This is a genomic window from Amycolatopsis sp. N2S4-7 (assembly GCF_058119595.1).
Window position 1 is genome coordinate 2,923,539 of the sequence record NZ_CP172299.1, and the last position, 22,247, is coordinate 2,945,785.

The window sequence follows — 22,247 nt, forward strand, 5'->3', positions numbered from 1 at the left end:
GGGGACGGCTGGAGAGGCCGCTTCGCTCGCCCGCCGGAGCCGCCGATGCTCCGGGGGACGATCGTGCCCCACCCCGCCGGACGAGCGCCGCTGGTTCCGGACCCCCGCTCCGCGCACCCGATGGACATGCCATGCCCCCACCCCGCCGGACCTCCCCACTCCCCTCAACCGGCCAGTTCGCGCTCCAGCGGGGTCCGGAACCGGGGCGTCACCCGCACCTCGCCGAACCACTCCGTGCAGCGGGCCGCCTCTGCCTCGATGGCCGCCTTCGCCTCCGTGCCCACGTCCTCCAGCAGGCGGAACGCCAGCTCTCCCGACTGACGCTGGGCCCAGCCGCCCACCACACGGCCGTTCAGCCAGACCGTCGGGCCGATGTTGCCACTGCGGTCGAACAGGGCCTGCCGGTGGGGGCCGAGGAACCAGTCGCGGTCCTGCCAGCCCATCGGTGTCGGGTCCAGGGCGGGCAGCAGCGCCACCCACGACGGCGCCGCGGGCACCGGCTCCAGGTCGTCCGGCAGGGCCACCCCGGCCACGCCGTCGAGGTCGACCTCCGCCGGGTTCAGTACGGCCAGTGCCTTCTTCGTCTGGCCCGCCGTCCAGCCCGTCCACCAGCGCAGGTCCGTCACGGGAGCCGGGCCGTACGCGCGCAGCCAGCGCCGGGCCAGCTCGACCCGTGCCGCGTCGGGCTCCCAGGGGGCCAGCCCGCCCGGGATCCACTCGTCGAGCGGGTGCCAGACGTACTGGGTGCTGATCCAGCTGCCGCGGGGACGGCCGCGCGCGATGCGGCCGCCCGCCGCCAGCAGGAACAGCACCCGGCTCGTCACGTTGCCGATCGCCTCGTACGGCTTCCCGGCCGCCATCAGCAGCTGCTGGCGCAGGCGAGGCTCGGCCTCGCTCAGCTGCTGCGCCGTCGCCGAGCCCAGGGTCCGCAACGCCGCTTCGACCGCCGCTTCGACGTCGGCCAGCCACTTGCCCGGCTCCGGCACGTTCTCCGGGTGGCCCTGCTGCCCCAGGTGCTGCTCGAGGAGCTTCCGCTGCTTGACGACGATGTCCGCGGAGCAGCCGGCCTGCACGAGCGCCGCCGTGTCGAGGCCGGTGACGAACACCGTGCGGCGCATGCCGAGCAGCCGCAGCAGGGTGCGGTCTTCGTACAGGGCGCGCTCGACCGACGCCACGGCGGGCGCCGCGAGCCGGGCGCACGCCGAGAGGTGGACGGTCGCCGGGTCGGTGGCGTGCAGCGCGACGACCCCGGCCACGGCGTCCGCCACCGTGGCCGCGGGGGCGGCCAGGTGGTGACGGGCGGCGAGGCGGGCCCGGCGCTGGTCGGTGCTGATTTTCGGAGGCACCCGCCTTTCCTACCACCCCGCACCGACAAGAACGTCGCATCCGTTGCGCCGCAACGGGAATCGAAAACCGCTGGTCGACGGCAGGAGGCACGCCTACGCTCGCGGCATGGTCTCCGGTGCGCACTTCGCGGCGTTCGCCGCGCTGACGTTCCTCATGGTCGTGGTCCCCGGGCCGAGCGTGCTGTTCACGATCAGCCGCGCGCTCACGGTCGGGCGGCGCGACGCCCTGCTCACCGTCGTGGGCAACTCCGCCGGCGTGTACACCCAGGTCGTCGCGGTCGCGTTCGGCCTCGGCGCGCTGGTGACGACGTCGGCGGCGGTGTTCACCGCGATCAAGGTCGCCGGCGCGGTCTACCTGGTGTACCTGGGCGTCCAGGCGTTCCGGCACCGCCGGAAGCTCACCGACGCCATGGCCGCGAAGGTGCGCAGCACGCCGGGGCGCGTGCTCACCGTCCTGCGCGACGGTTACGTCGTCGGCTTCGCGAACCCCAAGTCGATCGTGTTCCTGGCGGCGCTGCTGCCCCAGTTCGTCGACCCGGCCGCCGGCTCGGTGCCGGCGCAGATGCTGGTGCTCGGGCTCTGCCTGCCCGCGATCGCCCTCGCCACCGACAGCGCCTGGGCCCTCGTCGCGGGGACCGCCCGCGCCTGGTTCGCCCGCTCGCCGCGGCGCCTGGAAATGGTGGGCGGCACCGGCGGCCTGGTGATGATCGGGCTCGGCACGACCCTCGCCTTCACCGGCCGGGGTGACTGAGCACCAGGTCAAGCAACCCCGGGAAGGCCGCGTCGAATTCGGGGCGCCGCAGGCGGTTCAGCCGCCGCGGGCCTTCGTCGCGCTGCTCGATCAGACCCGCCGCGCGCAGCACCGCGAAGTGGTGGCTGCGGGTCGCCTTCGTCACCGGCAGGTCGAACGTGCCGCACGCCTTCGTCCACTCCGGCACGGAGGCCAGCTCGCGCAGGATGCTGCGGCGCACCGGGTCCGCGACCGCGGCCAGCGCGTCCTGCAGGGAAACCTCGGCCGGCCGCACGTGGGTCAGCCCGCGCGCCCGCGCACTGTTCGATGATTGTCGTACACTCATCCGGTCGACCTCCGTCGAACACTCTAGGAGCAACCGTGCCCCGACACCTCGAAGCCACCTTCGGCCCCGACGCGCGCAACCGCCTGGACGAGGCCGCGCAACCCGGCCGCGAAGGCGCTTTGGCCGCGCTCGAATCCTTCTACTACGCCTTCAACCAGCGCGATCTCGAAGTGTTCCGCCGGGTCTGGACGAACGATCCGCTCGCCCAGCTGAACAACCCCCTCGGCGGCATCCTCCGCGGCGGCGAAGCGATCACCGCGCTGTACGAGCGCGTCTTCCACGGCCCGGCCCGGGTCACCGTGACGCTGGGCGACATCGTCGAGTACTCCGGCGAGGGCCACGCGGTGTTCGCCGGCCGTGAGACCGGCGAGTACCGCGTGACCGAAGCCGTCCCCTTGAGCATCCGCACGACGCGGTTCTTCGCCTACGAAGCGGGTCATTGGGTGCAGGTCCACCACCACGGCAGCATCGACGACGCCGGCGCCCTGGCCGCGTACCAGGCCGCCCTCCGCGGTTAGGCCAGCGCCTCGGCCAGCCGCGGCCACCACTCGCGGGGCAGGTCACCGGCCGGGACGACAACCTGGTCCGCGCCCGCGGCCCGGTACTCCCGGAGCCGCGAGACGACGGTGTCGAAGTCACCCCACACCGTGACGCCGTCGACCAGCCGGTCCGACAGGCCCGTGACGTCGGAGCCGGTGAAACCCATGCGGCGGAGGTTGTTCGCGTACCCGGGCACGCGGGTCAGGAACGGCAGCGAACCCGCGCGGACGGCCTCCCGGGCCGCCGTCGCGTCGGTCTCGGCGACGACGTTCAGCAGCACCATGAGCTGCCGCCCCGCGCCGAGGATCTCGCGCGCGGACGCGACGTAATCCGTGGTGACCAGGTACGGGTAGGCGCCGGCCGCGCGGTCCCGCGCCAGCTCCAGCATCTTCGGGCCCAGCGCGGACAGGATCCGCGCGGACGCCGGCACGGTGTCGTCGAGCTCGTCGAGGTAGTCGTTGAGCGTCGCCAGCGGCCGCGGGCCGTGCGCCCCGCCCAGTCCGACGACGAACCGGCCGGCGGGCAGGTCCGCGTACGCCCGGGCCACCTCGGCCGCCGGCACCCGGTCCACCGGGATGATGCCGGTGGCCACCGGGATCTTCGCCGTCCCGTGGACCACGTCGGCGATCAGGGGGAGGTTGTTCCCCTGGCCGCCGGGCAGCCACAGCGCGGCGTACCCCAGTTCCTCCAGTTCGGCGGCGGCCGCGACGGCCTCCGCTCCGGTCGTGTTCAGCGCCGCGCCCAACGGCCCCAGGTTCGTCATGCGCCGGGCAACCTCGAGACGCGCGGAAATGTTCCGGTTCAGGCGGTCTGTTCGTCCTCGGCGGAATCTCCGGCGGGCCGCGAGAACATCCGGGTCGCCGAAAGCCGGGCGACGCCGTCGGGCTCGCCCAGGCCCTCCAGGGAGTTGCGGATCGTCGAATCCACCGAGAGGTACTTCCGGCCCGCCCGCAGGTCGGCGTCGTTGCGCAGCCGCACGATCAGCGGGAACTCCGACAGCGCGCCCGCGTCGAACAGGCCCGTCGTGTAGATGAGCTGCACACCCAGCGCCTCCGCCACCGCCCGCTGCAGCTCCAGCAGGTAGCCCGCCGACGCGCGGCCGATCGGGTTGTCCAGGAACAGCACACCCGAGTGCCGGTTGCGGACCTTGCCGCGGTTGTTGGCCCGCAACGCCGCCAGGGTGCAGTACAGGATGATCGCCGCGGTCAGCTGCTGGCCGCCGGAGAAGACGTCCCGGATCTCCGAGACGCGCTGGCGTTCGGTCCGCAGCACCGAGTCCGGCTTGAGCATGTCGACGCGGAAGCCCTTGGGCGCCGCGGCCCGGACCCCGCGCAGCACCAGGGAAAGCCCGTCGCGCTTGACGTCACGGCCGTCCGCCGTCTTGCCCACGGCGGCCTCGTCGACGACCTCGCCGAGCTTCTCGGTGAGCGCGTTGTCCTCCAGCTCGGTGAAGCGGATGCGGAGGAACTCCTGCCCGGACCAGTCGCCGAGGCCGTCCGGCAGCCGCGAGACGCGCTGCGCCGAGCGCAACGTGCGGAGCGCGCCGTCGACCATGCCCTGCAGGCGGGTGATGATGCCGCCGCGGTGCCGGTCGATCTGCGCGAGGTCGTCGGTGAGCGACCGCAGCCGGGGCCGCAGCGCCTCCGCCCACTCGGCGGCGTGCGCGGGCAGCTGGTCGCGCTTGACCGAGATGACCTGCTGCCGCACCGGCGTGCTCAGCTTCTCGAACCGCTTCTCCGTCGCGTACTGCGCGAGCTGGTCCGCGGCCGCCCGCACCCGCCGGTCGCCCGCGTCGGCGGCTTCCTGGGCTTCGGCGAAGGTCGCGTTCAGCCGCGCGTGCTGGGCGCGCGCGGTCTCGACGTCGCCGTCGTAGGCGGCCGCGTCGGTGTCGGTCACCAGGTGGGCCATCGACTCCGCGAGCAGCGAGAACCCGGACGCCGAGGTGCGGGCCGACTCCAGGGTCGCCTCCGCCGCGGCCCGGCGTTCCTGCAGCTCTTCCCACTTCCGGGCGGCGGCGGACGCCTCCAGCCCGGCCGCGTCGATCAGCTCCAGGCCATGCTCGATGTCGCGCGGCTTCTCGCCGTTGACGCCGTTCTGCAGCGGCAGCGCGTCCAGCTCGGCGCGCCGCGTCGAGACGAGCCCGATCGCTTCGGTGCGCTCGTCCTCGAGGCCGTCGACGACGCGGCGGGCGCGCGCCAACGCGGCCGCGCGGGCGGAGGCGTCGGACCCGTCGGGCGTCTCCAGCAGTTCGGCCGCCCGGGCCCGGACCGCCTCGTCCAACGACTCCACGGCCGAGCCCGCGGCCGCCTCGGCGGACTCGGCCTGCTCCAGCTCGCTCCGCAGGTCGCTGCCGACCTCGACCTTCGCGTACGACTCGGACGCCGACAGATAGGCCCGCCGCAGCGCGTCGACCGGCTCCGGCGGCGCCGAGCCGTCGGCGGCGTCGGCCGCTCCGGGCACCTCGGCCAGTTCGGCGCGCGCGGTGGTCGCGGTCCGGCGGTGGCCGTCGGCGGTGCGCTGCTCCTCCCCCGCCTGCGCGCGCAGCCGCGCGGCGTGGCCCGCGGCGTCGGCGGCCTGCAGGTCGGCGCGCTCGGCGATCTCGGTGGCGCGCTCGACCTCTTCGGTCCACTCCGCGATCCGCGCGCTGCGGGTGCCCAGCTCGCCGAGCCGCCGGGCGCGTTCCTCCGCCTCGGCCGCGGCGGCCCGCAGCTCCGGGACGCGCTCACGCAGTGACGCCGTTTTCTCGCTCAACCGGGCGAATTCCGCCTCGGCCTGCTCCAGGGCGGTCCGCGCGGTCTCCCGCGCGGTGCGGGCCGCCTGGGCCTGCTCGGCCAGGGTCGCGATGGCGCCGGGCGGGTAGTCCTCGCGCCACGTCGTGAGCTTCCACGTCAGCGCGCCGTCCGCGGACAGCTTGGCGGACAACGCTTCGAGGCGCCGCTGCCGTTCGGTGTGCCGCCGCGCCACGGCTTCGCGCTCGGCGTCGGCGGCTTCCTCGTCGTACATCGCGGGGTTCGGCGGCACGAGGAACTCGACGCCGGGCGCGGCGGGCACCTCGGCCTGCAGCGCTTCGGTGGTGCCGACGGCGATGATCGCGCTCGGCAGCAGCCGCCGCTTCGTGAGGACTTCGCGGGCGCGATCGGCGTGCGCGGCGTCGTTCAGGAGCACCCCGGACACCAGCTGCGGCAGGCTTTCCAGCACCTCGGCGCGCCGCGAAGCGTCCAGTTTGGACAAATAGCGCCAGCCCGACCACGCGGTGATCCCGGCTTCCTCGAGCGCGTCCAGGGCGGCCTGGACGTCCTCCGGCGGCGGCAGCAGCCCGCCGGACCCCAGCGCGGCCAGGGCCCGCTCGTCGGCGGACTCCTCCATCCGCAGCGCGGTCTGCTCCTTCTCGACGGCCGCGCTCGCCTCGCGCAGCCGTTCCAGCAGCACCGGCAGGTCGCTCTCCAACGCGACGTCGTCCGCGCCGAGCAGCTCGACCAGGCGGCCTTCGGCGGCGAGCGCGTCGGTGCGGCGGTGGGCGCGGTCGAGGTCCTCGGTGGCGCGTTCGAAGCGGTCCTGGGTGGTCCCCGCGAGCTGGTGCGCCTCGTTCACGGCCCGTTGCGCCGCCTGGAGATCCGCCGCGACGCGGTCGAGTTCCTGCTCCCGCCGCGCGAGTTCGGCGGTGGCCGCCTCGGCGGCGCTGCGGGCGGCGCGGGAAGCCTCGGCGACGTCGGCGCCCGAGGCCAGCAGCCCGGCGCGGACGGCGTTCTGGACCTCCTCGCGCAGCTCGGTGATCCGCGCGGTCAGCCCGCGGGCCTCCGCGCGCCGGGCGGCCGCGAGGTTCGCGGCTTCGTCGCGTTCGGTCTGCGCCTTCTCCGCCTCGGCGCGCAACGCGCCCGCGTGCGCCTCGGCCTTGTCCGCCTGACGCTGGGCGTCCTGCGCCAGGGCGTGCAACCCGCGGGCGAGCGCCGAGGCGGCGTCGTTGCGCGCCTGCAACGCCGGGCGCGCCTTCTCCTCGCGGCTTCCCACGAGTTCCCGCAGGTCCTTCGCCTTGCGGGCCGCGTTCAGCTGGTTGAGGACCGTCGCCGTCTCGCGCCAGGCCTCGGCCTCGGTCTTCGCCGAAGCGAGTTCGGCGTCGACGCGCTTGCGGACCTCCTGGGCCTCGTCCAGGCGCAGCACCGCGACGAGCCGGCGCAGCTCGGTGACGGCCGCGGCGAGCCGCCGGTGGTCGCCCTCGGCGAGCTTCTCCGCCGTCTTGACCTCGCCGACGTGGTCTTCGAGCCCGGACAGCCGCGCGTTCTCGAGTTCGTTGCGCGCGACGACCCGGCCGGCCAGCCCGGCCATGTCGGCCTTCGCGGCTTCGGCGATCTTCCGCGACTCCGCCGCGACGCCTTCTTCGGCGGCCAGCGGACCCAGCAGCTCCAGCGCGCCGGCGACGAAGTCCCGTTCGGAGAGGAGGTCCCCGCGCTGGGCCAGGTTGTGCGCGTAGGTCGCGACGACCTCGGCGAGGTCCTTCGGCTCGTCCTCGGAGATGACCGCGCGCAGCAGGAACTCGACGAACGCGTCGTCGGTGCCGAAGGCGAACGCGTCCGCCGCCTCGCCTTCGCCCGCGTTCATCGCACGCTGGTACCGGAACAGCTCGGTGTCGAGGCCCAGACCGTCCAGGCGGCCGGTCCACTCGTGGTGGCGGCGGGTCCACGACAGTTCCAGCTCGGGTTCGGCCAGCTGGGCCGCGGTGAGCTTGTCGTGGAAGCCGGACATGGTGAGCAGCCGGCCGTCCTGCGTCATCGGCAGGGAGTCGAGGCCGAGCGCGGCGGTCGGGCGGAAGCAGTACCAGGAGTCGACGAGGTTCTCGGAGTCGGCGGACACGACGTGCCCGCGCCACTCCGACACCTTGCCGGTGATGATCCGGTGGCCGCTTTCGACGTGCAGCCACTCCAGGACGACGTGCGAGACGTCCTTGGCGGCGACGAACTTCTCCAGGACCTTGGTGCTGGTGGTGCCGACGACCTGGCGGCGGCCGGGCAGCATGACCGAGAAGATCAGCTTGATGAGGACGGACTTGCCGCCGCCGTTCTCGAGGAACAGCACGCTCGCCGGGGACGGGCGGCGCAGCTCGGCCGGGCCGGTCGCGTGGATGCCGGCGCTGAACAGCGCGTCCTGCTGCGGCGCGGTGATCTTGGCGCCGACGCCGCTGAAGTCGAGCACGACGTCCTGGTAGCGGGCACCCGCCGGGCCCACCGAGTGCAGGCGGACCCGCGAAAGCTCGTACATCGATTCCCCTCTACAGCAGGTCTCAACTACAGGGTGTCCGAAGACGTCGCGCGCAGCGTGCCCCCGGCGTTCGCGACGGCCACGACGTCGAGCGCGAGCAAGTCGTCGAAGGCGGCGTCGGCGGCGAGTTCGCGGACCTGGATCTGGTAGCGCGGCGTGGTCCGGTAGGTGCCGCCCTGCTCGTCGCTCACGGGGACCAGGAAGCCCTGGTCGGCGAGGAACCGCAGGGCGCGGCTGACCATGCCGCGGGTGGTGTCGGCGGCGAGGCGGCCGTCCTTGGTGGCCGCGGCGGCGGGACGGCGGGCGTAGGCGCGCCAGGCCTGTTCCAGCTCGGGCGCGTCGGCCAGGGGGTCGTTGTTGGCCTCGGCCGCGGCGGCGCGTTCGTCGAGCATGCGGGCGGCTTCGCGGACCATCGCGTCGACCTGCTCGACGCTGACGCGGCCGATGTAGGTGTCGTTGGCGAGGTCGTCGGGACGCGGGTAGCCGAGCGCGGCGGTGGCGAGGTGGATCAGGCCGTGCAGCACCTTCTCGGTCTCGCGGCGCTCGCGGATCTTGGCCTGCCGGGCGTAGGAGTCCATCTTGATCTCGAAGACGGACTCGTCGGTGGCCGCGAGCACGGCGCCGGCCTGCTGGTTGACCTCGAGGACCATCAGCCCGAGCCCGGCGGCGACGGCGTGGGTGAGCGCCTTGAACGCGTTGTCCTCGCCGTAGCGGCGCACGAGGTCGCCGTAGACGACGTCGCGGGCGGGCAGCTGCTTCGGCCGCATGCCGAAGGCGACGAGCCGGGCCGCGGCCTCGGCGTCCACGCTGCTGTGGGACAGCGCCATTACGCGACCTCCTCGTTCTCTTCTTCGTCGGCGCGCTCGACGGCGGCGGTGGACAGCAGCAGGTCGGCGCCGCCGAAGTCCGGGTCGTCGAGGAGGGTGCCGTCGTCGACGGCGACCAGCACCTGCCGGTCGCCTTGGCGCCGGGCGGCGCCGACTCCGGGACTGTAGGCGTGGACCGCGCGCAGCGCGACCAGGGCGGGGAGGCCGGGCTGGCGGCTGCGGCGGGCTTCTTCGAGGAGGCCGGACAGCCGGCGCGGGACCTCCGGCAGGTCGAGGAGTTCGTCGGCGGCGCGCCAGACGTCGTCGCCGAACTTGTCGGTGACCTCGGCGGGCATCAGCTCGGGTTCGGGGATCTCCCCGACGAGCTGGTCGCGTTCGGGGGCGGGGCGCAGCAGCAGGGAGACGAGCGCCGACAGGGACGGCACGACCGGCGGGGTGATTCCGGCGGCGGCGTGGAAGAAGTGTTCGACGGGGGCGACGGCGTCGGCCAGGGGCAGGCCGAGGGTCGGGACGAGGAGCTGGCCGAAGAGGTCGAGCGTGGCGCGCTGGGGTGGGCCGGAGAACTGCTGGCGGTCCTGTTCGGCGCGGAAGACGGCGCCCGCGTCGGCGAGCCGGGACTGCAGGCGGGTGTGGCGGCGGATGCAGTCGCCGACGATGTCGACGAGTTCGGCGGCGCGGCGCTTGCGGTCGAGGTCCTCGGTTTCGTCGCGGGCGGTGGTGATGTTCTTGAGGATGGCGTTCTCGGCGCGGAACCGGGCCTCGATGTGGCTCAGCGCGCTGTCGAGGAGTTCCGGGACCTCGCGTTCCCAGTCGACCGAGCGGACGTCGCGGCGGGTGGCGTCGAGCTTCGCGCGCAGGGTTTCGCCGTACTGGACGGTCCGGTAGCGGGCCTGCTCGGCGGCGAGCTTCGCGTCGGCCAGACGACCCCGCGCGATGAGGTTCTCGAGCTTGACCTCGGCGGCGATCTGCGCGGACTCGACGTCGGTGTCGAGGGCGCCGACGAGGACGTTGATGGCCTCGTCGGTGGCGCGGAGGTAGACCTCGCCGTCGCGGGCGGCCAGCTCGACGAGCAGCTTGAAGTCGAACTGGCGCCGCTGGTAGCCGCCCGGGCCCACCGAGCCGTAGACGCGCCGGAAGCCGCGTTCGGTGGTGCCGACGTTGATCAGGTTGTCCAGGACCCACTTGGCGACGCGGACGTGTTCCTCGGGCATCCGCGACGGCGCCTGCTGGGCGATGAAGGGCAGCAGCCGGTCGATGACCTCGTCGTGGCCGGCGCCGGTGTCGAAGTCCATGGCGATGGTGACCTGGTCGATCGTGTGCAGCGCGATCTCGGCCATCTGGTAGATCGTGGCGTCGGCCCAGTCGAGCTTCGCCTTCCGCGCGTCCAGGTCGTGCAGGGGCGCGGTGCAGGCCAGCGCCTTGAGGCGGCGGGTCAGCCCCTCGTCGGCCAGTCCCATGGCGGCCCTGTCGTCGTCTCGCACAGCAGGCCAGGCTAGTCGGCCACTGTCTGCGCACGCGCGGGTGACTCCATCGATGCCCCCACCACCACCCTCAAAGGTGACGCTGACGCGTCGCAGCGTTTGCGTTAACGTCCCCCTCATGCGTGAGATGAGCCGCGAAGAGTGGTGGAAGTTCGCCTCCGAGGGCACCCGGACGGGCAAGCTCGGCCTGGTCCGGGCCGGCGGAGCCGCGATCGTCACCCCGATCTGGTTCCTGCTCGACGAGACCCCGGACGGTGACGAGCTGGTCTTCACCACCGGCACCGAGACCCTCAAGGGCAAGGCGATCGCCCGGGACCCGCGGATCTCCCTGGTCGTCGACGACCAGGAGCCGCCGTACTCGTACGTGCAGTTCACGGCGGAGGCGCGGCTCACCCACGACCACGACGAGATGCTCGCGTGGGCGACGAAGCTGGGCGGCCGGTACATGGGTGCCGAGCGGGCCGAGGAGTACGGCAAGCGCAACGCCGTCCCCGAGGAATCCCTCGTCCGGGCGAAGATCACCAAGGTGATCGCGCGGGCCGAGATCGCCGGCTGAGCGCCGTTCGCTGGTAATCTGCCTCCGGGGGTGGGGGCATGCCTTCAGGGGACAGACGCGACGCCGTCAAGGCGATGATGAACTCCGGCCGGCGGGAGCTGGTCGCCGAGCTGGAACGGCTGGGCGGAGCCCGCTTCGGCCGCTCCGAAGGCAGTGGGGGCCAGACCCGGCTGCTGGAGAACGGCGACGTCTTCGAACGCGCCGGCGTCCGCTCCACGGCCGTGGACGACGGCGACCGCTTCACGGCCGGGCTGGCGGTGGTGATCCACCCGCGCAACCCGTACGTCCCGGCCTTCCACGCCCAGTTCCGGTACTGCGAATCCGGGAGCGCGTGGTGGTTCGCCGGCAGCGTGGACCTGGCGCCGTGCTACGGCTTCGCCGAAGACGCGACGCACTTCCACCGGGTCCTCAAGAACTACTGCGACACGTTCGACCCGGCGTTCCACGCGCAGGCGAAACGGGCCTGCGACGACCACTTCCGGCTGCCGCACCGCGACGAGCCGCGCGGGATCGGCGGCATCGTCTTCGACCACCTGCGCCCGCCGGGCCCGGACGGCTGGCGGCGCGCGGCCGCGTTCACCGCGGCGGGCATCGCCGCGCTCGCGCCCGCGTACCTCCCGATCGTGCGGCGGCGGATGTCCCTGCCCCACGGCGAGCGCGAGCGCCAGTGGCAGCTCCACCGCCGTGGCCGGTCGGTGGAGTTCGCCCTCGTCCGCGACGCCGCGACGGCGCGGCGGGCCGACCCCGAAGCGATCCTCATGGCGCTGCCGCCGCTCGCGCGGTGGGAGTCGGGGTGCACGCCCGAGCCGGGGAGCGCGGAGGCGGAGCTGGCCGCCTTCCTCGTCCCGCGCGACTGGGCGGCCGAAACGCCGGTGGCAGCAGGCTGACGCTGCGCCGTCCGGGCGCCTCCGCCCCGCTCAGCGGGAAAGCATTTTCACGGTGGGTGAGCCGTCGTGTCCGGTATTGACACGGCCCGCTCGGAGGGTGTGTGATCTGTCCCATAGATAGGAAACTTTCCTAACTATTACTCCGGTGGTCCGCCGTCCCGTTCCGCCCCGGTCACCCCCTGTCCCCCGACCCACGCAGGAGGCTCCCAGTGGCACCCCGTCCACCGTGGCGCGTGGTCCTGGCCGGTACCGCCGTCGCGGCGCTCGGCCTGACCGCGGTCAGCCCGGTAAGCGCTTTCGCCGCGGACACCGACTACGAATCCGAATCCGCCGTGGTTTCCCAAGGCGCCGTCGAATCGAACCACGCCGGCTACTCCGGCACCGGGTTCGTCAACTTCGACAACGTCGCCGGCAGCTACGTCGAATACTCCGTGAACGCCGCCCAGGCGGGCACGCACACGCTGACCTTCCGCTACGCCAACGGAACCACCGACAACCGGCCGGTGAAGCTCACCGTCGACGGCGGCGACAAGGGCACCGTCGACTTCCCCGCCACCGGCGCGTGGACGACGTGGAAGACGGTCACCGCGACCGTGCAGCTGACCGCCGGCGTCAACAAGGTCCGCACCACCGCGACCACCGCCAACGGCGGCCCGAACGCGGACAAGCTCACCGACACCTTCACCGCGCCGGTCGATCCCGAACCGCCGACGCCGCCGTCGAACCTCAAGGCGAGCAACATCCTGCCCACCGCGGCGACCTTCAGCTGGACCGCCGCGACCGACAACGTCGGCGTCGTCCGCTACGAGATCAACCGCGGCGGCAACATCCTCAAGACCGTCGACGGGACCACCACCACGGCGACCGTGGACAACCTGACCCCGAACACGGCCTACGACATCTCCGTCGGCGCGTTCGACGCCGCGGGCAACCCGTCGCAGCAGAGCAACGTGGTCACCTTCACCACACCGCCGAGCAACGACACCACCCCGCCCAGCGTGCCGGGCTCCCTGCGCTCCACCGGGGTCACGGCGAACAGCGTTTCCCTGGCGTGGAACGCTTCCACGGACAACAGCGGCACGGTCGCGGGCTACGACGTCTTCCAGGGCACCACGAAGGTCGCCACGACGACGTCGCTGGGCACGACGGTCACGGGCCTCAGCCCGAACACCTCCTACACCTTCACCGTCAAGGCGCGGGACCCCGACGGCAACAGCTCGGCCGCCAGCAACGCCGTCACCGCGAAGACCGCGGCGACCGGCGGCGGCGGGATCCCCGAGTACGACAAGGACATCGCGAAGGTCGACCTCGGCTGGTCGGTGGACTTCCTGCCGAACGGCAACGCGCTGGTGACCGAGCGGGACCGGTTCGAGATCCTGCTGGTGACGCCGTCCGGCCAGAAGACGACGCTGGGCAAGGTGCCCGGTGCGGTGACCACGTCCGGCGAAGGCGGCCTCCTCGGCCTCGCGATCTCGCCGAACTGGGCGTCCGACCACGCGATCTACCTGTACCACACGGCATCCGGCGACAACCGGATCGTGAAGATGACCTACGACGGCACCACGCTGTCCTCGACGTCGACGCCGGTGCTCACCGGGATCGCGAAGAACCGCTACCACAACGGCGGGCGGATCAAGTTCGGCCCGGACGGCAAGCTGTACGCCACCGTGGGCGACGCGAAGAACAGCGACAACGCGCAGAACAAGAGCTCTCTCAACGGGAAGATCCTCCGGCTGAACCCCGACGGCTCGGCGCCGGGCGACAACCCGTTCTACGCCACCGGCGGCAACGCCCGGTACGTCTGGAGCTACGGCCACCGCAACCCGCAGGGCCTGGCCTGGGACTCCCGCGGCCAGCTGTGGGCGGCGGAGTTCGGCGAGAGCAGCCAGGACGAGCTCAACCTGATCCAGAAGGGCGGCAACTTCGGCTGGCCGAGCTGCGAAGGCACGCAGGGCAGCTGCAGCGGCTTCATCGCCCCGAAGAAGACGTGGTCCACCTCGCAGGCCGGGCCGAGCGGGCTGGAGATCGTCAACGACTGGATCTACATCGCCGGGGTGACCGGGCAGCAGATGTTCGCCACGCAGATCAACGCGGCGGGCACCGGCGTCGGCACGGTGTCGACCCTGTTCTCCGGCCGCTGGGGCCGCCTGCGCTCGGTCACGAAGTCCCCGGACGGCGGGCTGTGGCTGACCTCGACGAACAACGACAAGAACGGCGGCACGCCGTCGGTGCTGGACAACGTGATCGTGCGGCTGAAGTTCCCCGGCGGCTCGACGCCGGGTGGGTTCAAGCTGACCAGTTCCGCGTTCGCCGACAACGCCACCATCCCGGACAAGTACACCTGCGCCGGCGACGGCACGGCGGGCCAGGACCCGTCGCCGCCGCTCGCGTGGGGTGCCGCCGAGGGCGCCAAGGGCTACGCCGTCGTGTTCGCCGACGTCGCCAACAGCGGCAACAAGCTGCACTGGGCGATCTGGGACATCCCGGCGTCGGCCCGCTCCCTGCCGGAAGGCCTCGGCGCGGGTTACACCGTCCCGAACCAGGGCGGCGCGAAACAGAAGGCGATGGGCAGCGGGGCGAACGCGCAGAAGTACTTCGGCCCCTGCCCGGGCGGTTCGAGCCACCCGTACACGTTCACGCTCTACGCCCTGACCACCGCCACGGTTCCCGGCCTGACCTCGTCCTCGACGATGGCCCAGATCGAGACGGCGATCAAGGGCGCGTCGGCGGCGAACGTCGTGCTGCGCGGGAAGTCCAGCGCGGCCGCCTGAAAGCCGCGGCAGGGGTGACCGGAGCGGCGCCGGTCACCCCTGCCGCCCTCACCCCTGTTCGGCGAGACCGCGCAGGTGTGCGTCGACGTCGAAGCCGTGTTCCTCCAGCCGCCGCCGGGCGAGCAGGAGCTCGTCCGAGGTGAACAGCGCCGAGTACTCCGCGCGGAGCATGGTCGCCTCCGAGCTGCGGCCGAGCTGGTTCTTCTCCCAGAGCACGGTGAACCCGCCGGCGGTCCCGGCGCCGCGCAGCAGCAGGCGGGCCGCCTCGACGCCGCCGTGCTCGCGGACCATGCGCTCGAACTGGGCGGGCCGGTAGCCGTAGTCCTTGGCCAGGACCCGGCAGCCGTCGAGCAGGTCCTCGGTGAACCGCGCGGCGAGGCGGGGATCGGCCGGGACGGGAGTGGCGGGTTCGGGCATCGGGCACCTCTCGACGGGACGGCTTCCCTGATTAATCGCGAACGAGGCCGGTTTCGCTACGCCGTCCGGGGAGGCAATCTGCGGATGCCACTCTCCGTACCCAGAATAACGGACAAAAGCACCATCGGTGCTTTTCTGCCATGCTGGCCGGCATGCGAACCGTGGTCCACGGCGAGGTGCCCGTCCACTATGGACAGATCTACGTCCAGAGCGAGGGCGGCGAGCCGTTCGAAGGCGATCTTTCGGCGTGCTTCGCCGGTCAGCGCAACGGGCTGTGCGGCGCCGCCGTGACGGGGACGTTGTTCCTGCTGACCGGCCTGCACACCGGTGAGGTCGGCTTCACCGCCGAGGTGCACGAGACCGAGCCGCCCGACGCCGGCGGGGAGGACGTCGTCGAGGCGCCGTTCCGCGCGGCGGGCCCGGCAAGGCTGGTGACCTGGGGCGGCGAGGACTGGTGGGACCTGGAGCTGCCCCCGGGCGACTACCGCGTCCGCTACAGCGGCACGGGCATGGACTCCGGCGACGGTGCCGAGCGCTACCTGCTGCAGTTCTGGCCCGCGCCGCCCGCGCCCGACGCGGTCGTCCGCCAGCGCAGCGCGGCCGCCGCGTACTGGCACGGCTTCGCGCGGAAGCTGCCCGCGCCGGACGGGGTCACCTAGCCCGGGCGGCGGCGCACACCGAACTCGCGGCCGACGCCCCGGACCCGGCCGAAGTCGCGGCGGGTCACCCGGCGGCGGCTCCTCGCGGCTTCGCGCGCCGGGCGCGCCCATCTAGCTTGGGCGACGGCTCACACCGAGCCCCGTGGCCGGCGTCCCGGACCCGCGTGAAGTCGCGGTGGCTCACCCAGCGGCTTCGCGCGGAAGCTGCGCACGCCGGGCGGGGTCACCAGCCGAAGAGCCGGTCCATGATGCGGGCGCAGCGTGCCGTCATCGCCGTGGCGTCTTCGTCCGGGCGGTCGATCCACCAGCTGATCAGGGAGTCGACCACGCCGGTCCAGACCTGGGCGATCGCCTCGATGTCGACCGGGTCCGCCAGGCCGCGGGAGGTCATCAGCTGCGTCGCGCCGAGGAGGGCGAAGGCGTCCAGGCGGCGCCGGTAGTCCGCGGCCGCCGTGGCGATGTCGCCCGTGGCCGGGACCGTCGCGTCGCGCAGCAGGCGCCACGCGTACCGGTCGTGGTCGAACGTCGTGAAGATCGCGGACAGCACCTTCAGGGGCATCTGGTCGGGCTCGCCGCCGGAGGCCATGGTCGTCGCGACACCCTCGGTGAGGCGGTCGCCCGCCCGGTGCAGGCAGGCCAGGTAGAGCCCGTCCTTCGAGCCGAAGTACTGGTACAGCAACGGCTTCGTGACCCCGACCCGGCGCGCGATCTCGACCATCGACGCGCCCGAGTACCCGGCGCGGCCGAACTCCTCGGTGCCCGCCACGACGAGCTGGGCCTCGCGCTCCTCGCGGGGCATCCCCTTGGTCCCGACCGCCCTTGACTCCGTCACGCCCGAGAGCCTACCGTGCGTAAAGTGACCCTGGGGTAAGTTACCGTACGGTCAGATCAAGGAGGCGACGTGGCCCAGTTCCTCGCGCACCTGCGCGACCCCGTGTTGTTCGCGATTCCGGTGTTCCTGCTGTTCGTGGCGATCGAAATCGTGGCGGTGCACGTGCTCGGCCACGACGACAACGTGGTCGGCTACAGCGTCGCCGACACGCGGACGAGCATGCTGATGGGCACGGTCGCCGTCGGGGTCAACGCCCTGTTCCGGCTGGTGATGCTGGTCGTGTTCGCGGCGCTGTTCGAACTCGCGCCCGTGCGGCTCGACCCGCGCGACTGGTGGACGTGGGTGCTCATGCTGCTCGGCCAGGAACTGGTGTTCTACGCCTACCACCGGGCCAGCCACCGCGTGCGGCTGCTGTGGGCCGGCCACCAGGTGCACCACTCGAGCGAGCACTACAACTTCTCGACGGCGCTGCGGCAGAAGTGGACCCCGTACTTCCAGCTGCCGTTCTGGTCGGTGCTGGCGCTGGGCGGCATCCCGCCGTGGATGATCCTGACCGGCCTGTCGATCGACCTCGTCTACCAGTTCTTCGTGCACACCGAGAAGGTCGGCAAGCTGCCGCGCTGGTTCGAGTACGTCTTCAACACCCCGTCGCACCACCGCGTCCACCACGGCAGCGACGCCGAATACCTCGACGCGAACTACGGCGGCATCCTCATCGTCTGGGACCGGATGTTCGGCAGCTTCGTGCCCGAAGGCAAGCGGCCGACGTACGGGCTGACGAAGAACATCGGCACGCACAACCTGCTGAAGGTCGGCTTCCACGAGTACGGCTCGATCCTGCGCGACCTGCGCGAGGCCCGGACGTGGCGCGAGCGCGCGGGGTACGTGTTCGGGCCGCCCGGGTGGGAGCCCGCCCGCGCGCTCGCGCCCGCCGGGTGACCTACGCGGTGCGCTGCAGCGCGTTCTCCGGCCGGATCGCCGCCGGCAGGCTGTCCAGGGGCGGGCGCTGCGGCGACGTCAGGTCGGTCAGGACGAGTTCGCGCTCGACGCCGTCCGCCGACGCCCCGCGCTGGAACTGCGCGAGCAGCGTCGCCGGCGGGATCGCCGTGACCAGGCGGCCGTGCCGCTCCAGGCGGTCGAAGAGCGTCTGCATGATCTGCCCGGACATCCGGCCCAGCGCCTGCGTGCTCTGGTGCCGGTGCACGCGGTGGCCGAGGTCGACCTGCGCGAGCGCGTCGAGCCCGCGCAGCTCCAGCAGGTCGATGAGGTGCCCGATCTCGACGCCGTAGTTGACGACGAACGGGATGCTCTCCAGCACCTCGCGGCGGCCGGCGTACTCACCGGCCAGCGGCTGGATGAAGCCGGACAACTCGGGCCAGAACATGTTGAGCAGCGGCCGCGCCACGAGCTCGGTGACCCGGCCACCGCCTTCCGGCTCGCTGCCCGCCGCGCCGTTGAGCGGGCGGTGGTAGAAGCCCTTGACGTAGGCCACCGACGGGTCGGTGAGCAGCGGGCCGAGGAGCCCGGTGACGTAGTCGGTGGTGAAGTCGTAGAGGTCGCCGTCGACGAAGACGACGAGGTCACCGGTCGTCGCCGCGACGCCCTTCCACAGGGCCTCGCCCTTGCCCTGCAGCCCGTCGAGGGCGGGGAAGACGGCGTCCTGCGCGACAACCCGCGCGCCGGCCGCGACGGCGACCTCGGCGGTGGCGTCGGTCGAGTGGCTGTCGACGACGAGGATTTCGTCGACCAGGCGGTGCCGCTCGTGGAGCTCTTCGCGGATCGCGGTGACGATCGCGCCGACGGTCGCTTCCTCGTTCCGGGCCGGGATCACCACCGAGACCGTCGTGCCGCGCTTGGCCGCGACGAGGTCCGCGGTGCTCCGGTCCCCCGCCTTGCTGCTGCGCCGGGTGAGCCAGGTGCCGACCTCAGGTGACACCTGCAGGCGTGCGTTGCGCATGCTTTCCCCTTCCCTCGATCGCCTTCGAGGTTCGAGGCACCGCGTTTCGGCGGTCGCGCGGGGGTGCTACCGGGGTGTTACGAAGTGGCGCCTCCCGTTAACGGCGCGACGCGCAAAACCGGCTGACCGGCGGCGGCCGCGCGCTCCAGGCTCGCGGCGAACCGGAGGAGTGACCACCCGTGCCCGAACCGAACCGGCCGTTCCGGTGGGACCTCGTGCGGCCCGGCCACCTCGGCTCCCCGCTCGATGGCGTCCCCGGGCCCGACCTGTGGTTCCTCGGCGAGCTGACCGACTGCGCCGCGAAGGTGCTCGCAGCTGCGCGCGGGCTGAGCCCCGCCGCGCTCGCAAGGGGGTCCCGGCCGGTCGTTCGGGCAGCTGCGGGGCATCCTGCGCGACTGCGCCGCGGCGAACGCGCCGGCTGGCCGGCCGTTCTCCGCCGGGTCCGGATCACCGGCCTGACCCGGCGCACCCGCACCAGCCCGAACACCCGGCGGTGGCACCAGCACGTCGAGTGGGCGCGGGACCTGACGATCCGGAACGTCTCCGTCGAGCCGGGGGCGTTCGGCTCCCTCGCCGGCCACCGGCGGAAGCTGACCCGCTCGTTCGGCCGGGACCTCTGGGCCGACGGCGACGTCCGGTCGCCCGCCCGCGACGACCACACCCGCCGGGCGCCGGCCGAAGCGGTCGCGATCGTCGAGGCCGGGCGCGCCCCGGCCGTCCGGGAGCGGCTCGCGCGGACCATGAGCCGCGAACCCGCCATGGCCGAACCGTGGCTGCGGGACCTCGTCAGGCGTCTTCTTCCTCGAGCATCTCGGGCGTGACCGCGGACTCGGTGTCCGGGATGTTCAGGTCCTTCGCCCGCTTGTCGGCCATCGCCAGCAGGCGGCGGATGCGGCCGGCGACCGCGTCCTTCGTCATCTGCGGGTCCGACAGCTGGCCCAGCTCCTCCAGCGACGCCTGCCGGTTGGACAGCCGGAGCTTGCCCGCCGCCAGGAGGTGGTCCGGGGCCGTGTCGCCGAGGATCTCCAGCGCGCGCTCCACCCGGGCCGCCGCGGCCACCGCCGCGCGGGCCGAGCGGCGCAGGTTCGCGTCGTCGAAGTTCGCCAGGCGGTTCGCCGTCGCGCGGACCTCGCGGCGCATCCGGCGTTCCTCCCACTGCAGCACGCTCGCGTGCGCGCCCAGGCGGGTCAGCAGCGCGCCGATCGCGTCGCCGTCGCGGACGACCACCCGGTCGGCCCCGCGGACCTCGCGCGACTTCGCCTGGATGCCCATCCGCCGCGCAGCGCCGACGAGCGCCAGCGCCGCCTCCGGGCCGGGGCAGGTCACCTCGAGCGACGACGAGCGGCCCGGTTCCGTCAGGGAACCGTGCGCGAGGAACGCGCCCCGCCACGCCGCTTCCGCGTCGGCCACGCCGCCGGAGACCACGGCCGCGGGCAGCCCGCGCACCGGGCGGCCGCGCTGGTCGATCAGCCCGGTCTGCCGGGCCAGGCCCTCACCGTCCTTCACCACGCGCACGACGTAGCGGGTGCCCTTGCGCAGGCCGCCGCTGGCGGTGATGACGTGGACGTCCGAATGGTGGCCGTACAGCTCGTGGATCTCCTTGCGCAGCCGTCGCGCGACCGAGCCCGTGTCCAGCTCCGCCTCCACGACCACCCGGCCGGCCACGATGTGCAGGCCGCCGGCGAAGCGAAGCAGCGACGCGACCTCCGCCCGGCGCGGCCCGATCTTCGTGATCTCCAGCCGGCTCAGCTCGTCCTTCACCGCGGCGGTCATCGCCATTACTGCCCCTCCCTGCCTTTCGCTCCTCCCCCGTGCTCCCCGCCCCTGCCGAGACCGAGAGCCTCCCGCAAACACCGCGCGAGCGCATCAGGATCATGCCGTCCCGCCACTTCGGGGTCGGCGACCGCCCCCAGGTGCGCGTGCCCGCCCAGCCGTTCCGCCGCGCGGCGGAGATTCGCCGGGTCGGGGACGGAATCGCGGTCCGCGATCACCGCGTCGACCCGCAGATCGGGCGCGTGTTCGAAGAGTACGTCGAGGTGCCGCTCCGGGGAGAATCCCGCGGTTTCCCCCGGCTGGGGGACAAGGTTGAGCACGAGCACCTTCGTGGCGGCCGTGTTCACCAGTGCGTCGTGCAGCCCGGGCACGAGCAGGTGCGGCAGGACGCTGGTGAACCACGAGCCCGGCCCGAGGAACACGACGTCGGCGGCGAGCACCGCGTCGACCGCCTCCACGCACGCCTGCGGCGGGCGCCCCGGGCGGCCCGGCGTGTGCAGGCTCACGCGCCGCACCTGCCCCGGCGTCGAGGCCACGGCGACCTGGCCGCGGATCGTGCGCAGCGCCGCCGGGTCCTCGCTGTCGAGCCCGCTGACCTCCCCCTCGATCTCCAGGGGCTCCGGCGACATCGGCAGCACCCGGCCCGAGACGCCCATCAGGCGGCAGGCCTCGTCGAGCGCGGCGACCGGGTCGCCGAGCACCTCGAACAGGCCGGCCAGCAGCAGGTTCCCCACCGCGTGGCCGGCCAGCGCGCCGTCGCCGCCGAAGCGGTGCTGGAAGACCTCGGCCCACAGCGTGCCGCCGTCCTCCGCCGCGAAGGCGGCGAAGGCCTGCCGGAGGTCGCCCGGTGGCAGCAGCCCGAGTTCGCGCCGGAGCCTGCCGGACGATCCGCCGTCGTCGGCCACGGTCACGATCGCCGTGACGTCGGGGGTCACCCGCCGCACCGCGGACAACGTGGCGTGCAGCCCGTGGCCGCCCCCGAGGGCGACCGCGCGCACGTTATTCACGACCAAGGTCGCGGTGCACCACCTTCACGGCCATTCCGTCCTCATTGGACAGACGCTGGGCGAGCTCTTCGGACAGCGCCACGCTGCGGTGCTTGCCGCCGGTGCAGCCGACGGCCAGCGTCAGGTACCGCTTGCCCTCGCGCTTGTAGCCGGCGCCGATCAGCCGCAGCAGCTGGTGGTAGCGGTCGAGGAACTCCTCGGCCCCCTCCTGCGAGAGGACGTAGTTGCGGACCTCGCCCTCGAGCCCGGTGTGCTCGCGCAGCTCCGGGATCCAGAACGGGTTCGGCAGGAACCGGACGTCCATCACCAGGTCGGCGTCCATCGGCAGGCCGTACTTGTAGCCGAACGACAGCACGGTGACCCGGGTCTGGGTGCTCGCCTCCGAGCCGAACGCGTCCTCGATCTTGGCGCGCAGGTCGTGCACCGACAGCGACGACGTGTCGAGGACCAGGTCGGCCTCTTCGCGCAGCGGCTCCAGCAGCGTCCGCTCCGCCGTGATGCCGTCGGCGAGCCGGCCGTCACCCTGCATCGGGTGGCCGCGGCGGACCGCCTCGAACCGCCGCACCAGCACGGCGTCGGTCGCCTCCAGGAACAGCACGCGCGGCTTGTAGCCGCGGGCGTCGAGATCCTTGATCACCGAGGCGAGGTCGTCGGTGAACGCGCGCGAGCGCACGTCCATCACCACCGCCACCTTCGTGATCGCGCCGCGCGCCTGCGCGCCCAGCTCCACCATGGTGGCGATCAGCTCCGGGGGCAGGTTGTCGACGACGAACCAGCCCAGGTCCTCCAGGCACTTGGCCGCGGTGCTGCGGCCCGCGCCGGACAGCCCCGACACCACCGCGACCTCCATGCCGGACCCGCGGAT

General features: G+C 72.9%; 20 protein-coding genes. 8 read left to right on the forward strand and 12 right to left on the reverse strand.

Annotated elements, in window-relative coordinates:
• Window positions 1-164: 164 nt before the first annotated feature.
• Window positions 165-1,346 carry a winged helix DNA-binding domain-containing protein gene (locus ACH54P_RS13550; RefSeq protein ID WP_489912732.1) on the reverse strand — a complete coding sequence of 394 codons (1,182 nt, stop codon included), beginning with the start codon at window positions 1,344-1,346 and terminating at the stop codon, window positions 165-167.
• Window positions 1,347-1,452: 106 nt separating this feature from the next.
• Between ACH54P_RS13550 and ACH54P_RS13555 the strand changes: the two genes are divergently transcribed.
• On the forward strand, window positions 1,453-2,097 hold the full coding sequence (locus ACH54P_RS13555) for a LysE family translocator (protein WP_489912733.1): 645 nt from the start codon (window positions 1,453-1,455) through the stop codon (window positions 2,095-2,097).
• Here ACH54P_RS13555 and ACH54P_RS13560 read toward each other — a convergent pair.
• On the reverse strand, window positions 2,078-2,422 hold the full coding sequence (locus tag ACH54P_RS13560) for an ArsR/SmtB family transcription factor (protein WP_489912734.1): 345 nt from the start codon (window positions 2,420-2,422) through the stop codon (window positions 2,078-2,080). The two genes, ACH54P_RS13555 and ACH54P_RS13560, sit on opposite strands and share 20 nt — an antisense overlap.
• Before the next feature lie 35 nt (window positions 2,423-2,457).
• Between ACH54P_RS13560 and ACH54P_RS13565 the strand changes: the two genes are divergently transcribed.
• A complete protein-coding gene (locus tag ACH54P_RS13565; protein WP_489912735.1) occupies window positions 2,458-2,940 on the forward strand; it encodes a YybH family protein in 483 nt (160 codons plus the stop codon).
• On the opposite strand, the gene ACH54P_RS13570 is transcribed toward ACH54P_RS13565, so the two are convergent.
• From ACH54P_RS13570 to ACH54P_RS13585, 4 genes are read right to left on the reverse strand one after another with little or no spacing between them, the layout of a single operon-like run.
• Entirely contained in the window at window positions 2,937-3,725 is a 789-nt protein-coding gene (locus tag ACH54P_RS13570) for a TIGR03620 family F420-dependent LLM class oxidoreductase (RefSeq protein WP_489912736.1), read from the reverse strand. The genes ACH54P_RS13565 and ACH54P_RS13570 overlap by 4 nt on opposite strands.
• A gap of 38 nt (window positions 3,726-3,763) precedes the next feature.
• Complete coding sequence (locus tag ACH54P_RS13575) at window positions 3,764-8,215, reverse strand: coiled-coil domain-containing protein (protein ID WP_489912737.1); 4,452 nt, start codon at window positions 8,213-8,215, stop codon at window positions 3,764-3,766.
• 26 nt (window positions 8,216-8,241) lie between these two features.
• Window positions 8,242-9,042, reverse strand: coding sequence for a hypothetical protein (locus ACH54P_RS13580; RefSeq protein ID WP_410669302.1), 801 nt, complete (start codon window positions 9,040-9,042; stop codon window positions 8,242-8,244).
• Entirely contained in the window at window positions 9,042-10,499 is a 1,458-nt protein-coding gene (locus ACH54P_RS13585; protein WP_489916420.1) for a hypothetical protein, read from the reverse strand. Before ACH54P_RS13585 ends, ACH54P_RS13580 begins: the two co-directional genes overlap by 1 nt.
• A gap of 142 nt (window positions 10,500-10,641) precedes the next feature.
• On the opposite strand from ACH54P_RS13585, the gene ACH54P_RS13590 reads away from it, so the two are divergent.
• The 3 genes from ACH54P_RS13590 (at window position 10,642) to ACH54P_RS13600 (ending at window position 14,737) form a co-directional block, all read left to right on the forward strand.
• A complete protein-coding gene (locus ACH54P_RS13590; protein WP_489912738.1) occupies window positions 10,642-11,079 on the forward strand; it encodes a PPOX class F420-dependent oxidoreductase in 438 nt (145 codons plus the stop codon).
• A gap of 38 nt (window positions 11,080-11,117) precedes the next feature.
• Entirely contained in the window at window positions 11,118-11,966 is an 849-nt protein-coding gene (locus ACH54P_RS13595; protein WP_489912739.1) for a coproporphyrinogen III oxidase, read from the forward strand.
• 209 nt (window positions 11,967-12,175) lie between these two features.
• The gene (locus ACH54P_RS13600) at window positions 12,176-14,737 is read left to right on the forward strand and encodes a PQQ-dependent sugar dehydrogenase (protein ID WP_489912740.1); all 2,562 of its coding nucleotides are present in this window, start codon (window positions 12,176-12,178) and stop codon (window positions 14,735-14,737) included.
• Window positions 14,738-14,785: 48 nt separating this feature from the next.
• Here ACH54P_RS13600 and ACH54P_RS13605 read toward each other — a convergent pair whose 3' ends face one another.
• The gene (locus ACH54P_RS13605; RefSeq protein ID WP_489912741.1) at window positions 14,786-15,154 is read right to left on the reverse strand and encodes a hypothetical protein; all 369 of its coding nucleotides are present in this window, start codon (window positions 15,152-15,154) and stop codon (window positions 14,786-14,788) included.
• Between the two features lie 152 nt (window positions 15,155-15,306).
• Here ACH54P_RS13605 and ACH54P_RS13610 point away from each other — a divergent pair, with 152 nt between their 5' ends.
• The gene (locus ACH54P_RS13610; protein ID WP_489912742.1) at window positions 15,307-15,813 is read left to right on the forward strand and encodes a hypothetical protein; all 507 of its coding nucleotides are present in this window, start codon (window positions 15,307-15,309) and stop codon (window positions 15,811-15,813) included.
• Between the two features lie 223 nt (window positions 15,814-16,036).
• Here ACH54P_RS13610 and ACH54P_RS13615 read toward each other — a convergent pair whose 3' ends face one another.
• On the reverse strand, window positions 16,037-16,645 hold the full coding sequence (locus ACH54P_RS13615) for a TetR/AcrR family transcriptional regulator (protein WP_489912743.1): 609 nt from the start codon (window positions 16,643-16,645) through the stop codon (window positions 16,037-16,039).
• A 69-nt stretch (window positions 16,646-16,714) separates the two neighbouring features.
• On the opposite strand from ACH54P_RS13615, the gene ACH54P_RS13620 reads away from it, so the two are divergent.
• Window positions 16,715-17,584, forward strand: a complete 870-nt coding sequence (locus ACH54P_RS13620; RefSeq protein WP_489912744.1) for a sterol desaturase family protein — start codon at window positions 16,715-16,717, stop codon at window positions 17,582-17,584.
• A gap of 1 nt (window position 17,585) precedes the next feature.
• On the opposite strand, the gene ACH54P_RS13625 is transcribed toward ACH54P_RS13620, so the two are convergent.
• Window positions 17,586-18,602, reverse strand: coding sequence for a glucosyl-3-phosphoglycerate synthase (locus ACH54P_RS13625; RefSeq protein WP_489912745.1), 1,017 nt, complete (start codon window positions 18,600-18,602; stop codon window positions 17,586-17,588).
• A gap of 179 nt (window positions 18,603-18,781) precedes the next feature.
• Between ACH54P_RS13625 and ACH54P_RS13630 the strand changes: the two genes are divergently transcribed.
• Window positions 18,782-19,423 (forward strand): hypothetical protein, encoded by a 642-nt coding sequence (locus ACH54P_RS13630; RefSeq protein ID WP_489912746.1) that lies wholly within the window; start codon window positions 18,782-18,784, stop codon window positions 19,421-19,423.
• Here ACH54P_RS13630 and whiA read toward each other — a convergent pair.
• The 3 genes from whiA to rapZ are packed head-to-tail and all read right to left on the reverse strand — an operon-like array spanning window position 19,389 to window position 22,232.
• Window positions 19,389-20,381 carry a DNA-binding protein WhiA gene (whiA, locus tag ACH54P_RS13635; protein ID WP_489912747.1) on the reverse strand — a complete coding sequence of 331 codons (993 nt, stop codon included), beginning with the start codon at window positions 20,379-20,381 and terminating at the stop codon, window positions 19,389-19,391. The genes ACH54P_RS13630 and whiA overlap by 35 nt on opposite strands.
• Complete coding sequence (locus tag ACH54P_RS13640) at window positions 20,381-21,373, reverse strand: gluconeogenesis factor YvcK family protein (protein ID WP_489912748.1); 993 nt, start codon at window positions 21,371-21,373, stop codon at window positions 20,381-20,383. Before ACH54P_RS13640 ends, whiA begins: the two co-directional genes overlap by 1 nt.
• Window position 21,374: 1 nt before the next feature.
• On the reverse strand, window positions 21,375-22,232 hold the full coding sequence (rapZ, locus tag ACH54P_RS13645; protein ID WP_489916422.1) for an RNase adapter RapZ: 858 nt from the start codon (window positions 22,230-22,232) through the stop codon (window positions 21,375-21,377).
• Window positions 22,233-22,247 lie beyond the last annotated feature (15 nt).